Below are 12,865 nucleotides of genomic sequence, written 5' to 3' on the forward strand. Positions count from 1 at the left end.
GAGATCACGGTCGCCTGAGGCGGCGCTCCACGCGGTCGAGGAAAGCAGTGCGCCGTTCGAACGACGCGGTGTCGAGGCCGTAGAGCGCGATCCACCTGGTGCGTGTAAGTGGATGGCAGAGCACGCGCAAGGCGCGGGTGACGACGCGCTTGCCGCCCTCGCCCTCGAGCGCGTTGATCCGCTTCGGTGATCCGTGCGTGGTGACCGCCACGATGCGGTCGATGTTGCGCAGCAGAGGGCGGATGCGCGAGCTGCCCGGCGGTAAGTGCCAGGCGACGCCGCTCACCCACACCCTGTCGATCCAGCCCTTCAGCATCGCCGGCTGGCCGGACCACCAGGTGGGGTAGACGAGCACGAGCGCCTCGCACCACTGCAGGTCGGCGGCATACGCGGCTACGGCGGACTTCGCCTCGGGAGGGTCGCGGTGCGCGGCGCGCTCGGCGGCCGTCATCGCCGGCTCGAAGCCGTCGGCGTACAGGTCGGTGAGGCGCACCTCGTGGCCGCCGGCGGCGAGACCGCAGAGCACCCGGTCACGCACCGCCGCCGTGAACGAACCCGGATCCGGGTGGCAGTAGACGACGAGCACCCTCACGTCAGACGACCCGTGCGCTCTTTGACGCGCTCGACGAACGCGGCGCGCTCGTCGGCGGTGCTGGTGTCGATCCCGTAGAGGCCGAGCCAGTGGCAGCGGGTGCGCCACCCGGTGGACATGCGTAGCGCCCTCGACAGGGCTCGCCGGCCGTTGTCGTTGATCGTGGCCACGTAGGCCCGGGAGGAGCCGTAGGTGCTGATCCCGACGATGTGGCGCACGTGGGTCAGCCCGGGCTTCACGCGGTGCGTGCGGGGGTGGAACACGAACCCGACGCCGGGCACCATCGTGCGTTCCAACCAGCCCTTCAGGATCGCCGGCATGCCGCTCCACCACGTCGGGTAGACGAAGACCAGGATCTGCGACTGCTGCACCAGCTCGATGTGCCGGGCCACCGCTTCGTCGAGCACGGGCCGCTCGCCGTGGTACGCGGCCCGTTCGTCGGCCGACATCGCGCCCCGGTAGCCATCGGCGTACAGGTCGATCGTCGTCACGTCGTGGCCGCCGCGTTCGAGTCCCTCGCGCGCCGCGGCGGCAAGGGCGTGGCTGAAGCTCTGCGCGTTGGGGTTGGCGCAGACGACGAGTGCGCGCAGGGATGCTGCCGACAACAGTCCGCCCCCTGGGATTCGAACCCAGAACCAATGGATTAAGAGTCCACTGCTCTGCCGTTGAGCTAGAGGCGGATAAGCCGAAAGGGCAGTCTAGGCATGGCCGCGATGGGCCCCAACTGCGTTCGTTGGACCGCTCGACGAAGCGGTCCGGGCTGCTTGGGGTGAGCGAGGGGAATCGAACCCCCGGCCTTCAGAGCCACAATCTGACGCTCTAACCAACTGAGCTACGCCCACCATGAGGGGTGCACAGTGTGCCACAGGGCCTGCGCGACCCCAACTCAGAACGTGCCCGACTCCGAACGTGCCCGACTCAGAACGTGTAGGCGGAGATCACATCGCGCATCGAGATGACCCCGACCAGCCCGGTGTCGTCGCGCACCAGCACGTGGCGGATGTAGTCCTCCATCATCTCCTCCGCGACGTCGCCCACCGTGTCGTCGGCCGACACCCAGACGAGCTGGTGGCTGCCGAGCTCGTTCGCCGTGACGGCGTCGATGTCGACTCCGCTCGCGACGGCGCGCACGATGTCACGCTCGGAGATCACCGCTTCCACCTGTGCCGGCGAGCCGACGACGATGCATCCGACGCTGGCGTCGGCCAGCAGGCGGGCGGCCTCGCGGACCGTCGCCGAGGCGGCGATGCAGACGACCTCGCTCCCCATGAAGGCGCTCACCGGCGCGCCTGGGCCGCTGTAGGGCGGGGGTGAGGACTCGACGTTCTCGTCGTTCGCATCGGGCATGACGAAAAGTGTGGCCGAGCCGGGCCGATTCCCCAAACCCTGGACCTCCCCATCGTGCGTGATACGTGGCGTGGTAGCGTCTCTGCAACGACTTCAGCCGAGGGGAACGATGAAGACGACGAATTCCATTACGCATGCCGACCTCGTCGAGCGCGCTAAGGAGATCACCAGCCGAGAGCTCGAGGTCTACGCGCAGCGCACGGTCGGCTCCCAGCGGGCCACCGATCGGGCACGCAAGGTGTTGCCGCTCGGCGTGCCGTCGAGCTTCCAGGCCTACGACCCGCACCCGATCGTCGTGCGTCACGCTGCCGGATCACGCATGGTCGACGTCGATGGCAACGAGTACGTCGACTACGACATGGGCTTCGGCGCGCTGTTCGCCGGTCACATGCATCCCGCCGTCGAGCGTGCGGTGCGTGAGCAGCTCGACCACGGCACCTTGTACGTCACCCCGTGCGAGCTGAACGCCGAGGTGGCCGAGCTGCTCGGCGAGCGCTACGGACTGCCGATGTGGCGGTTCACGAACTCGGGCACGGAGGCCACGAACGACGCCATCCGCGTCGCCCGCGGGGCGACCGGGCGGGAGAAGCTCGTCAAGGTCGAGGGTGGCTACCACGGCCACCACGACGAGGTGATGATCTCGATGAAGCCGCCGCTGCACCTCGCCGGCCCGGCAGACGCGCCGATCCCGGTGCCGAGCACCGAGGGCATCACGCAAGCGGTGCTCGCCGACACGATCGTCATCCCGTACAACGACCCCGCCGCGCTGGAGCGTGCCCTCGCGGGTGGCGACGTGGCGTGCTTCATCGTCGAGCCAGTCATGCAGAACATCGGCATCTGCATGCCCCAGCCCGGCTACCTCGCCGCGGTGCGCGAGATCACCGAGCGCCACGGCACATTGCTCATCTTCGACGAGGTGAAGACCGGGATCACCGCCGGCTACGGAGGGGCGACCAAGTACTTCGACGTCACGCCCGACCTCGTCACCCTCGCCAAGTCGATCGGCGGCGGGCTGCCCCTAGGTGCGTTCGGCGGCAGACAGGAGTACATGGACCTGATCACGCAAGGTCGCGTGCTGCACCTCGGCACCTACAACGGCAACCCGCTGGTGATGGCCGCGGCCAAGGCGACCCTCAGCGAGGCGTGCACGCGCGAGAACGTCGACGCGGCGATCGCGCGCAACAAGCGACTGGTCGAGGGATGCGACGCGGTCATCCGCGACCACGACCTGCCCGCGCACACCGTGCAGTTCGGCGCCAAGGGCTGCGTCACCTGGGCGCACGAGCCGATCCGCAACTACCGCGACTACAAGGCGACCGACTTCGACCTCGCGTTCGCGCAGTGGATCCACGGCATCAACCGCGGCATCCTGCTGCCGCCGGGACTCGACGAGCAGTGGCTGATCTCGGTGATGCACGACGAGCACGACTCCACTCGCTACGCCGACGTGTTCCGCGAGTTCGCCGCCGAGCTCTGCACCTAGAAGGCGCGTTCGGAACGGCCCCAGGCGACGCCGGCGATGATCGCCGCCATGCCGAGGCCGGCGCTGACGAGCGACAGCCCGACGAGCAGCGACAGCGCACTGTGCGCGATCTCCGGGATCGCCTTCGCCCACGGGCTGTCGGTGAGCACCGGCAGCACGAACGTCGGCAGCACCCAGCCGATGATCCCGACCAACACCGCCACACCGACAAGTCCGAGTCCGAGGATCTTCAGCATCCGCGCCTTGTCCGGGTGCACCACGAGGGCCAAGAGCGCGCACCCGAGTGCGCCGAGGAACGTGGCGAGCACCAGGTCGTCGAGCGTGCTGTTGAACCACGCGAGCGACGACACCCGCGGCACGGGGAGCAAGATCGCCGGCAGCAGGGCCGCGCGGTCGTCGCCGAGCACGACGACGAGCTGGGCGGGTGTGATCTGCACCGGGGCGTCGCGCTCGCCGATCAGCCGGGCGTGGCTGTCGACGACGAGCTGAGCGAGCAGTTCGGCACCGGCCGGGGTCTGCGCCGCCCGGTCGACGGCGAACGCGACCTCGTCACGGTCGACGCCGAGCTGCTCGGCCGTCGCTTCGGTGATCCGCCGGGTCAGCTCGGTGCGCACCGACTCGTGGTCCAACACCGCGTCGGTGACGGACTCGGTGTTGGACGGGTCGAACACGGTCTGCTGCATCCACCATCCCGTCATCGCCGCGCCGAACAGCAACGAGGCGAGCCAGAGCAAGAGGGTAGAGACGGAGCGCCGCACGGCGGCAGTCTCGCGGCCCGAAGCGCTCGGTCCGTAGCATGGCGAGATGCCGGATCGAGGGGGTGATGACGGTGTCTCACCGCTCGACGAGGACATGGCCCGTGCCGACGCCGGCCTCGCGGCCCGGCTCGGCAGGGCGGCGCGGCGCCGTTGCCCGTGGTGCTCGGACCCCCGGGCGTGGTTCCGGGGGTGGATGGGCAACCGCGAGCGGTGCCAGAACTGCGGCCTGCGACGCACGCGCGCGGAGGGCCAAGAGCTCGGGTCGCTGACCGTGAACCTGGTGCTGAACCTGGCGATGATCCTGATCGCGATGACGGTGGCGATCGTGGCGACGGTGCCGGAGGTGCCCGTCGTCGGCCTGCTCGTCGTGCTCGGCATCGTCGGGCTGGTGGCTCCCGTCGTCGCCTACCCGTTGAGCCAGACGATCTGGATGGCGATCGACCTGAGCGCTCGCCCGCCGCTGGCCGACGAGCTGGCCGACGCCCACCTGTGGCTCGCGGCTCGCGACCTGGACGGCGCTTGATCGCGGATCTTTGCGAAAGGTGCTTGAACGAACGCCTGTTCGAAGTTACGCTCCTGTCGTTCGGTCCAGCCTTCGGTGTAACACCCCCACCGTATGGTCCGCACATACGAATCGGGGCCGTGCGATCCGGCCCTCACACCACCACCGGCCCGCTCCATGCGGGGGAAGGCAGATGAACCAGATGAGCACCGACCGCGAGAAGGCACTGGACATGGCGCTCTCCCAGATCGACAAGCAGTTCGGCAAGGGATCGATCATGCGGATGGGCGAAAAGAGCAGCATGCACATCGAGACCGTGTCGACCGGCGCGCTTTCGCTCGATCTCGCGCTCGGCGTCGGCGGCCTGCCGAGGGGTCGCGTCGTCGAGATCTTCGGCCCCGAGTCCTCGGGCAAGTCCACCCTCGCGATGCACGTCGTCGCCGAGGCCCAGCGCAACGGCGGGATCTGCGCGTACATCGACGCCGAGCACGCGATGGATCCCATCTACGCCCGCGCGATCGGCGTCGACATCGACCAGCTGCTCATCTCCCAGCCCGATACTGGCGAGCAGGCGCTCGAGATCGCCGACATGCTGGTGCGCTCCGGTGCGCTCGACGTGGTCGTCATCGACTCCGTCGCCGCGCTCACCCCACGGGCCGAGATCGAAGGCGAGATGGGCGACACCCACGTTGGCCTACAGGCGCGGCTGATGAGCCAGGCGCTGCGCAAGCTCACCGCGAACCTCAACAAGACCAAGACCATCGCCGTCTTCATCAACCAGCTGCGCGAAAAGATCGGCGTGATGTTCGGTTCCCCGGAGACCACCCCTGGTGGTCGGGCGCTGAAGTTCTACTCGTCGGTGCGCCTCGACATCCGTCGCATCGAGTCGCTGAAAGACGGCGCCGAGGTGGTCGGCTCACGCACCAGAGTGAAGGTTGTCAAGAACAAGGTTGCCCCGCCGTTCCGCCAGGCCGAGTTCGACATCATGTACGGCAAGGGCATCAGCCGTGAGGGCACGTTGCTCGACATGGGCGTCGACCTCGGGATCGTGAAGAAGTCCGGTGCCTGGTTCACCTACGAGGGCGAGCAGCTCGGTCAGGGCAGGGAGAACGCGAAGACCTTCCTCACCCAGAACCCCGAGATCATGGTCGAGATCTCCGAGCGGGTGCGCCGCCAAGCCGGGATCGGCGACGACGACCAGCCCGAAGAGGTCGCCGTTGCCGAGAAGGTCGATGCAGCTGGCTTTTCCACTGCCGACGAAGCCCCGATCGAGCTCGACTGAGAGCCTCGGAGGCGGGGGGCCGCTGCTATCCTCATCCCTCGCCTTCCGGGATAGCTCAGTTGGCAGAGCAGCTGACTGTTAATCAGCGGGTCGCAGGTTCGAGCCCTGCTCCCGGAGCCCGGCCCCTAGCGGGGCAGACACGCACGCAACCGGGGTCGCTTGCCATCCGGCAGCGACCCCGGTCCCGCGTCCAGCCCCGCCAGCCCCGCCAGCCCCGCCAGCCCCGCGGCGCCGTGCCCCGCCAGCCCCGCGGCGCCGTGCCCCGCCAGCCCCGCGGCGCCGTGCCCCGCCAGCCCCGCCAGCGCTGTGCCCCCGCAGGCTCATCACGCCCTCCCATTCTCGGTCGGATCCGTCGCGCTATGTGTCACAGATCCGACCGAGAATCTTGGGGAGGGGGTACCGTCGGCTCGGGTCTGGCCCGCCCGAGGCGGCCGGGGCAGCACGGGGCGGTAGCTCAGTGGTCAGAGCAGGGGACTCATAATCCCTGGGTCGTGGGTTCGATCCCCACCCGCCCCACTAGCAGGACCTGCTGAGAAATCGCGCGACGGAAACGGACGGCTCGGTGACGTCATACGGGTGAAGGCAGGTGAACGGGTTCGTGGCTGACCGAGCAGAACAGCATGACGTGACGACCCGTGAGGGGTTGATGGCGTTCTACGACGTCGCGTTCGCCGACGTGTATCGAAGTGCGGCGCGGCTGACGAACGGTGATCGCCAGGCAGCCGAGGACCTCGTGCAAGACGCCTTCGTACGACTGACACGCTCCGCGCGAGCAGGTCAGGTGAGCACCGTGGGTGTGGGCTGGTTGATCACGACGGTGCGGCGGCTGCATATCGACCGGCTCCGCTCCGCCGATCGCGAGCAGCGCCGCTTGCGGCTGGTGGCAGCCTCGGCCGACGAACAGCCGGCGAAGGAAAGCGCAGCGAGTGTGCTCGACGGCCTGAGCGATCGCGAGCGGGCTGCGCTGGTGTTGCGCTACGTCGAGGATCTTCCCGTAGGCGAGGTCGCCGACTTGATGGGCTCGTCGGTACGGGCCACCGAGTCGCTGCTGCAGCGGGCCAAGCGAAAAGCACGAGCATCGAGGAGGATCTCATGAACGATCCTTGGATCGACCAACTGCGTGCGGGCATGGTCGACACCGAGCCGCGGCCTGGCTTCCGGGACGAGCTCCGTGGCCTGCTCGACGCCGAGTGGGATGGCCTCATCGAAGTGACACCGACCGTGCCGCACCGCCGGCGCAGGTGGATGCTCGGCGCTGTGGCCGCTGCCATCGTCGTCCTCGTAACGGGGGTATTGGCCTTCAACCGAGGTGACGATGCGGTCGCGCCCACCACCGACCCTGGCGAGGTGACCGACCCTCCGGAGGCAACGTCGGCACCGGACACGACGCTGCCGGAGACCTCTCCGCCGTCGCAACCCGACGTTCCGATCCTCCTCGAGGATTGGCCATGGGGTGGGGACTCGCCCGGCTCCGTCGAGGATCTGCCGTTGCTCCTTCCGTCGGAACCGGTGCCGAACCAAGAACGAATCGTGCGCAGCGAGTCGGTCGAGAGCGGGTTCGCGTTCGCCGAGTACGTCCAGACCTACGTCGACACTGACGACAACGCTTGGTTGCTCGTGCGAACCGTTGCCGAACCGGCACCGGCGACACCCGAGGAGTTCCGCACCGAACAGATCGACACGAGTGCTTGGGTCAACCCGTGGACCGACGCGTACCTGGTGCAAAGCCCGGGGAACGTGGTCTTCGTCGAGCTCGCGGCGCCCGGCGGTCTGGTCAAGATCAGAGCGTTCAACCTCGAAGAGAGTGCGGTGATCGACCTCGCCCGCACCATGCAGAGGCGCCCCTCGACGCAACCCGGATGGGACCTCGAGCTGCCGGCTGGACTACGCCAGTTCGCGGAGAGCGAGTCGGGACCACAGCGAGCGCTGGTCTGGTTTGACGCCGAGGGGACCCCGATCGCGGAGCTTCGCATCCAGGCAGAGAATGCCGAGGCGGTCATCACCGGCTGGAGCGAGACAGCAGAGGTCGACACCATCGACCTCGACGGCACACCTGTCGTGATCGCCGTCGACGGAATCCGAGTGACGGTCGCCTGGACGACCGAAGGCGCCGAGGTGTTGTTCGGCTACGTCGGCGATCGCGATGCTGCCGAACGGATTGCCCGCAGCATCGCACCCGTCGACGAAGCCGTCTGGCTCGACGCCAGCGAACCCCCCGACCCCGACGACGACGGGTGCCAAAGCCTGTTCTGCTAGTGCTCTGTCAGTCAACGTTTGCCCTGCCGCCTGCCGGCACCTCGGGGACGGTTCTACTGGCTGGAGGTCGTAGCGTCAGCCGAATGGGCGTGTCGGAGAATCCGGATTCTGCGGTCGTCTTCGACGGACGAGCTGGCGAGCCGGAGCCCGGCGGTGCGAGATCGCCGGTCAGCTTGTCCGACGATGCGGTCGTGCTAAGACACTGGAGCTCCTCCGACGCAGTCTTCATGGCCGAAGCGTGGAGGGACCCGGCAATCGAGCGCTACAACGGCCCAGCGCCCGCCTCGCTCCTTGACGCGATCACAGTCATCGAACGCATTGAGCAGAGCTGGCGTACATTCGAGGTGGAGGGTGATCCGACGGGCGCCGCCTTCGCGATCGTTGATGCGGACTTGGGGCAGCCGGTCGGCATGTGTGGCGTCGACCAATGGTCGAGCACACACGTAGCTCAGTTCGGCTACTGGCTGGCGCCAGGTGCGAGAGGAAGAGGGCTTGCGACTTGCGCCGCAACACTGATGACGGGTTGGTTGTTCGAGCTCGGAGCTGCTCGCGTCTTCCTCACGATCGAGTCCGAGAACGCGGCTTCGGCCGCGGTCGCGCTCCGCGCCGGGTTCACCTGTGAGGGGACGCTTCGCGCCCACGGCGTGTGGAACGGGCAGCGCAAGGATGTGGACGTTTACGCTGTGCTTCCCCACGAGTGGCCGTTGGGAGGCAATCGCTGACTGCCACATACCGCCGGCTCTGTGTCGACCGGAACGCGGCCAACGTTGGCTGACGCGGCACTAGCTCGGCCACGAGAACTTCCTCGACGGTGTCACGCGTGCACGAGGGAGAAGCGATCACCAACAGCGGGCGCCGCCTCGTCGTGTTCGGCGGACAGGACTGGACCTCCGGTGAGGGACGACTCGTCGGCGAGATGTGGGTGTGGACGCCGTAGGACACAGCTACCTGTCGCTGTCGTCCTCGTCGCCGTCGCCGTCGCCGTCGGTGGCTTGGTGTTGGAGGCGCCAGCGAAGTCGGGCGCGGATGCGGTCACGCTCGTCGAGTGGGACTTCAGGTTGTGGTTGCACCAAGTTGTGGTCGCTGACGTCGCGGTGGCGGTTGTGGAAGGGGCAGAGCAGCCGTCCGTTGAACTGGCTGGTCGGGCCGCCGTCGCGGTGGGGGACGATGTGGTCGACGTCGCAGCGTTCGATGGTCACGTCGCAGCCGGAGAGGTGTTGGCAGTGGCGGTCGCGGACCTCGATCGCGCGTCGCAGCGTGGCGGTGAAGCGGCGCTTGTTGCTGATCGAGATGACGGTGGACGGTCCGTCGAACAGCACCGACTCCCACATTGCGTCGTCGAGCAGTGCGCCAGCTTGGCCGGGGGTGATGACGGTGCCGTTGGACAGCTCGCACATGTTGCGCAGCGTGTCTTCGCCGACGAGCACGGTGACGAGCGGCCGCTGCCGGCCGCCTGTGGACGCGGCTGAGCGTTTCGCCATCTCGACCAGTGCCGCGGCGCGGCGCTGCGTGGGGGTGCGCACGGTCAGCGATGCCTTGTCCGCGAGCAGCAGTTGGCGTTCGAGCCGTTGGAGTTCGGCGGCGAACACCGCGCCCGAGACGGCGTCGAGCTGGCCGTTGATCACCACAGTGCCGTTGATGGTCGTCGAGGCGTACAGCGAGTTCGCCAAGTGCTGCCGTTCGGCTTGTTCTTCTGCAGCGGCGGCGTCGGCGCGTTGGCGCCAGTAGTCGATCAGCTTGTGGGCCTGCGCGTACCGCAGCCTGGCGCATTGATCGACCAGCCACTCCTCGCTTTCGGCGAACGCCGCCTCGCAGGGCTCCTTGCGTGCCTTGGAGAACAGGTGGACGTGGTCGAGCGACAGCCGCCCGGCGGTGATCGCCGCCGCGGTGTGGGACATCACGGCCAGATCACGGGCCCGGGCGACTTCGACCTTCGCGGAGCGCACTGAGGTGTTTGTTTCGCGCGCGAGGCGGTGAGCGGCGCTGCGTGAACCGTCGTCGGTCCACACCCCGCGTGCGTCCCAGCGCCGCAGCAAGCCTGCCTTCACCACGCGCAGGCAGGCCTCGGTCTGCTGAAGGGCGACCACCGACGCGTGCAACTCGGCGTCACTCAGACCGTCGGCGTCCACCCGGCGCATGGCATCGATCGCAGCGGTGAGCCCCTCGAACTCCGACCCGAGGCCGGCGGGGGAATGCGCTCGGGGGTGTGACAGTGGCGGGGTGGCGCAGTGAGGAGGGTGACCGGGGACGTGCGGGGGATGTCCTTGCAGGAGCCGCTGCTCGTCGACGAAGCCCGCACACTGACGCTCGACGAAGTGCTGGCCAGGGCGGGCGGCCGGGCCGGTGGACACGCACCGCTCAGAACTGCGGCCAAGATCGTTCGCTCCGATCGTGCCTCCCGGTGATCGTCGTCGATGCCAGCATTCTGGTGACGGCTCTCGGCGACGACGGCAGCGACGGCGACCGGGCGCGCAGTCGGCTGGAGGGTGAACGGCTTGCCGCGCCACACCTCATCGACCTCGAGGTGACCTCTGCGTGGCGCCGCCTGGCGGCGTCGGGCGATCTCGATCCTCGGCGGGCGCAGTTCGCACTCGACGACCTTCGTGCACTCCGCATCCAGCGTCCCCACGGCTCCACCGGGGCGGGAGCTGGCGACAACCTCACCTCTACGACACGCCTCGCTGGCCAGATGGGCGCGTCTTCTCACCGCAGACGCACGACTGGCCGGAGCGTCGGGCCTGAAATGCGAGATCGAGCTGCTCACTTGACATGACCGGTGCAACATCGGGCCGCGATGGTGCATCGTTGGGGGTGAATGGCTGCGCTATCGACACCGGAGCCCGGAACGGGCTCGGGGATGCCCCGGGCGGAGCTCGAGGGCTTGTTCGCCGTCGAACGCGCCGGCATGGTGAAGATGGCGACGTTGCTCGTGGGCTCACACGCGGTGGCCGAAGAGGTCGTGCAGGACGCGTTCATCTCGGTCGGCAACCGCTGGTCGTCGATCGAACGCCCCGGTGCCTACCTGCGCACCACGGTCGTGCGCGGCTGTGCAGCCGTGCTGCGGCGGCGCTCGATCGAGCACCGCCACTCGGTGCGGCTGACCGACGAAGCTGTGGTGGAGCTCCCGACTCAGCTCATCGAGCTGCGCGATGCCTTGGACCGGCTCACTGATCGCCAGCGGATCGTCGTCGTGTTGCGCTACTTCGTCGACGTCGGCGACGACGAGATCGCAACTGCTCTCGGGGTGAGGCCGCCGACCGTTCGCTCGCTGGCCCGCCGAGCCCTGTCGACCCTAAGAAAGGAGCTCACATGAGCGTCGTCGAAGACAGACTCCGCGAACAGCTCCCGCAGCTCGCTGAAGCGCTCGTGAGCGCGACCGAGGCGCAGACGTCGCCGATCGCCGGTGAGACGTCGGGCCCGTATGCGGTGACTGCGACGGCTCCTCGGCAGCCGGGTCGGCGCCGTCGGCCCGCGGTGCTGGCCGCGCTGGGCGTCGCCGCGGCAGCGGTGCTGGTTCTGGTCGGCGTGCTGGTCACGCTCGATCGCCGCGACGGCCCCGGCGGCGCTGCAGATCCTGCAGCCCCACTACCGCAGATGCCGCGCGACTTCGGCACGTGGAGCCCGGTCGCGGAGGCTCCGATCGACCCTCGCCCGTACGCGGTGTCGGCGTGGACCGGCACCGAGGCCGTGTTCTGGGCGGGGTCCAGCCTGTCGCGCGGCTTCGCCTACTCCGACGGCGCCGCCTACGACCCCCGCACCGACTCCTGGCGGAACCTGGATGGGCCCGGATGGGGCCACCCGGGCCTGACGAGCGCGTTCTTCGACGGCGAGCTCTATGCATTGGCCAAAGGTGGCGGCGGCCGCTTCGACCCGGTCGCGGGGGAATGGGTCGACCTGCCTTACGTCGAAGACATGTACCTGGCCGCGACCGTCGCCACAGACGACGCCGTATGGGGGCTAGGGCCTGCCGGCACCAACCCGATCGGACAGCCCGATCTCGCGATCGCCCGCTACGACCCGGCGAACGACTCGTGGGTCTACGGACCGGTGTACGAGGGCACTGGCGCCAAAGCCGAGATCGTCGCCGGCCTCAGCCGGCTAGAGACAGATGTCGTGTGGACCGGACGCGAGATCGTCGCGTGGAACGGGACCAGCGGTGGGATCGCCTTCGATCCCGCGACGGAGCAGTGGCGGGCGATCGATCCTCCGGCCCCGCCGCTCCCGACGGCGGCGCCGCTCAGCGACAGCCGCATCGTGATGACCGAGGCCGGACTTGTCGCAATCGTCGAACCCGAGGGCGGCGGCGGGTCTGAGCTCGCGGTCGTGGTGCGTGTCGGGGACGGGTGGAGCCTGCGGACCAGCGCGATCCCGATCGCTGCCCCCCAGACCCTGACCCTCGCTGCCGCCGGGGAGTGGTTGGTGCTGTTCTCTGATCAAGACGCGCCGGTCACCGTCCATGTGCCTACGGGGGAGTGGAAGCGACACGACGACGGTCCGCTCGCCGGCCTGAACGGCCCGAACGCCGTGTGGACCGGAGACCAGCTCGTCGTGTGGGGTGGCGTACCTACCCCGAGCGCCACCAACCCGGAGCCCTCCGAAGGCGCCACCTGGACCCCGCCCGAGTGACCCTCTCGCGTTCTCGGTC

At 68.6% G+C, this 12,865-nt stretch carries 14 protein-coding genes and 4 tRNA genes; 11 read left to right on the top strand and 7 right to left on the bottom strand.

The window, feature by feature from the left end:
* Positions 1–4: 4 nt before the first annotated feature.
* The 5 genes from IPM43_13755 to IPM43_13775 form a co-directional block, all read right to left on the bottom strand.
* Positions 5–592: an NAD(P)H-dependent oxidoreductase gene (locus IPM43_13755; protein QQS24457.1), complete on the bottom strand. Its 588-nt coding sequence runs from the start codon at positions 590–592 to the stop codon at positions 5–7.
* Positions 589–1,197 carry an NAD(P)H-dependent oxidoreductase gene (locus IPM43_13760; GenBank protein ID QQS24458.1) on the bottom strand — a complete coding sequence of 203 codons (609 nt, stop codon included), beginning with the start codon at positions 1,195–1,197 and terminating at the stop codon, positions 589–591. Before IPM43_13760 ends, IPM43_13755 begins: the two co-directional genes overlap by 4 nt.
* Before the next feature lie 3 nt (positions 1,198–1,200).
* A tRNA-Lys gene (locus IPM43_13765) sits at positions 1,201–1,272 on the bottom strand.
* Positions 1,273–1,357: 85 nt separating this feature from the next.
* Positions 1,358–1,434, bottom strand: a tRNA-His gene (locus IPM43_13770).
* A 76-nt stretch (positions 1,435–1,510) separates the two neighbouring features.
* Positions 1,511–1,861, bottom strand: a complete 351-nt coding sequence (locus tag IPM43_13775; GenBank protein QQS26469.1) for a CBS domain-containing protein — start codon at positions 1,859–1,861, stop codon at positions 1,511–1,513.
* A gap of 187 nt (positions 1,862–2,048) precedes the next feature.
* Between IPM43_13775 and IPM43_13780 the strand changes: the two genes are divergently transcribed.
* Positions 2,049–3,422, top strand: a complete 1,374-nt coding sequence (locus IPM43_13780) for an aspartate aminotransferase family protein (GenBank protein ID QQS24459.1) — start codon at positions 2,049–2,051, stop codon at positions 3,420–3,422.
* On the opposite strand, the gene IPM43_13785 is transcribed toward IPM43_13780, so the two are convergent.
* Positions 3,419–4,180, bottom strand: coding sequence for a hypothetical protein (locus tag IPM43_13785; GenBank protein ID QQS24460.1), 762 nt, complete (start codon positions 4,178–4,180; stop codon positions 3,419–3,421). The two genes, IPM43_13780 and IPM43_13785, sit on opposite strands and share 4 nt — an antisense overlap.
* Positions 4,181–4,226: 46 nt before the next feature.
* Here IPM43_13785 and IPM43_13790 point away from each other — a divergent pair, with 46 nt between their 5' ends.
* The 7 genes from IPM43_13790 to IPM43_13820 all read left to right on the top strand — a co-directional run bounded on the left by IPM43_13790 (position 4,227) and on the right by IPM43_13820 (position 8,942).
* The gene (locus IPM43_13790) at positions 4,227–4,703 is read left to right on the top strand and encodes a DUF983 domain-containing protein (protein ID QQS24461.1); all 477 of its coding nucleotides are present in this window, start codon (positions 4,227–4,229) and stop codon (positions 4,701–4,703) included.
* A gap of 172 nt (positions 4,704–4,875) precedes the next feature.
* Positions 4,876–5,964, top strand: a complete 1,089-nt coding sequence (gene recA, locus IPM43_13795; GenBank protein QQS24462.1) for a recombinase RecA — start codon at positions 4,876–4,878, stop codon at positions 5,962–5,964.
* A gap of 44 nt (positions 5,965–6,008) precedes the next feature.
* Positions 6,009–6,081 (top strand) — tRNA-Asn (locus IPM43_13800).
* 326 nt (positions 6,082–6,407) lie between these two features.
* Positions 6,408–6,480 (top strand) — tRNA-Ile (locus IPM43_13805).
* Between the two features lie 109 nt (positions 6,481–6,589).
* The gene (locus tag IPM43_13810) at positions 6,590–7,060 is read left to right on the top strand and encodes a sigma-70 family RNA polymerase sigma factor (protein QQS24463.1); all 471 of its coding nucleotides are present in this window, start codon (positions 6,590–6,592) and stop codon (positions 7,058–7,060) included.
* The gene (locus IPM43_13815; protein ID QQS24464.1) at positions 7,057–8,220 is read left to right on the top strand and encodes a hypothetical protein; all 1,164 of its coding nucleotides are present in this window, start codon (positions 7,057–7,059) and stop codon (positions 8,218–8,220) included. Before IPM43_13810 ends, IPM43_13815 begins: the two co-directional genes overlap by 4 nt.
* Positions 8,221–8,303: 83 nt before the next feature.
* A complete protein-coding gene (locus IPM43_13820) occupies positions 8,304–8,942 on the top strand; it encodes a GNAT family N-acetyltransferase (protein QQS24465.1) in 639 nt (212 codons plus the stop codon).
* Positions 8,943–9,164: 222 nt separating this feature from the next.
* On the opposite strand, the gene IPM43_13825 is transcribed toward IPM43_13820, so the two are convergent.
* Positions 9,165–10,571, bottom strand: coding sequence for a DUF222 domain-containing protein (locus IPM43_13825; protein ID QQS24466.1), 1,407 nt, complete (start codon positions 10,569–10,571; stop codon positions 9,165–9,167).
* A gap of 50 nt (positions 10,572–10,621) precedes the next feature.
* Here IPM43_13825 and IPM43_13830 point away from each other — a divergent pair, with 50 nt between their 5' ends.
* From IPM43_13830 to IPM43_13840, 3 genes are read left to right on the top strand one after another with little or no spacing between them, the layout of a single operon-like run.
* Entirely contained in the window at positions 10,622–10,993 is a 372-nt protein-coding gene (locus tag IPM43_13830) for a type II toxin-antitoxin system VapC family toxin (protein ID QQS24467.1), read from the top strand.
* Between the two features lie 42 nt (positions 10,994–11,035).
* The gene (locus IPM43_13835; GenBank protein QQS24468.1) at positions 11,036–11,533 is read left to right on the top strand and encodes a sigma-70 family RNA polymerase sigma factor; all 498 of its coding nucleotides are present in this window, start codon (positions 11,036–11,038) and stop codon (positions 11,531–11,533) included.
* On the top strand, positions 11,530–12,846 hold the full coding sequence (locus IPM43_13840; protein QQS24469.1) for a hypothetical protein: 1,317 nt from the start codon (positions 11,530–11,532) through the stop codon (positions 12,844–12,846). Before IPM43_13835 ends, IPM43_13840 begins: the two co-directional genes overlap by 4 nt.
* Positions 12,847–12,865 lie beyond the last annotated feature (19 nt).

The organism is Actinomycetota bacterium (assembly GCA_016700055.1).
Taxonomy (GTDB): Bacteria; Actinomycetota; Acidimicrobiia; order Acidimicrobiales; family Ilumatobacteraceae; genus Kalu-18.

What these genes read in the sequence shown, in the direction of transcription:
- IPM43_13775 (QQS26469.1), bottom strand. Translation starts at nt 1,861, where the DNA reads ATGGGGAGCGAGGTCGTCTGCATCGCCGCCTCGGCGACGGTCCGCGAG.
- IPM43_13780 (QQS24459.1), top strand. Translation starts at nt 2,049, where the DNA reads ATGAAGACGACGAATTCCATTACGCATGCCGACCTCGTCGAGCGCGCT.
- IPM43_13790 (QQS24461.1), top strand. Translation starts at nt 4,227, where the DNA reads ATGCCGGATCGAGGGGGTGATGACGGTGTCTCACCGCTCGACGAGGAC.
- recA (QQS24462.1), top strand. Translation starts at nt 4,876, where the DNA reads ATGAACCAGATGAGCACCGACCGCGAGAAGGCACTGGACATGGCGCTC.
- IPM43_13815 (QQS24464.1), top strand. Translation starts at nt 7,057, where the DNA reads ATGAACGATCCTTGGATCGACCAACTGCGTGCGGGCATGGTCGACACC.
- IPM43_13820 (QQS24465.1), top strand. Translation starts at nt 8,304, where the DNA reads ATGGGCGTGTCGGAGAATCCGGATTCTGCGGTCGTCTTCGACGGACGA.
- IPM43_13835 (QQS24468.1), top strand. Translation starts at nt 11,036, where the DNA reads ATGGCTGCGCTATCGACACCGGAGCCCGGAACGGGCTCGGGGATGCCC.
- IPM43_13840 (QQS24469.1), top strand. Translation starts at nt 11,530, where the DNA reads ATGAGCGTCGTCGAAGACAGACTCCGCGAACAGCTCCCGCAGCTCGCT.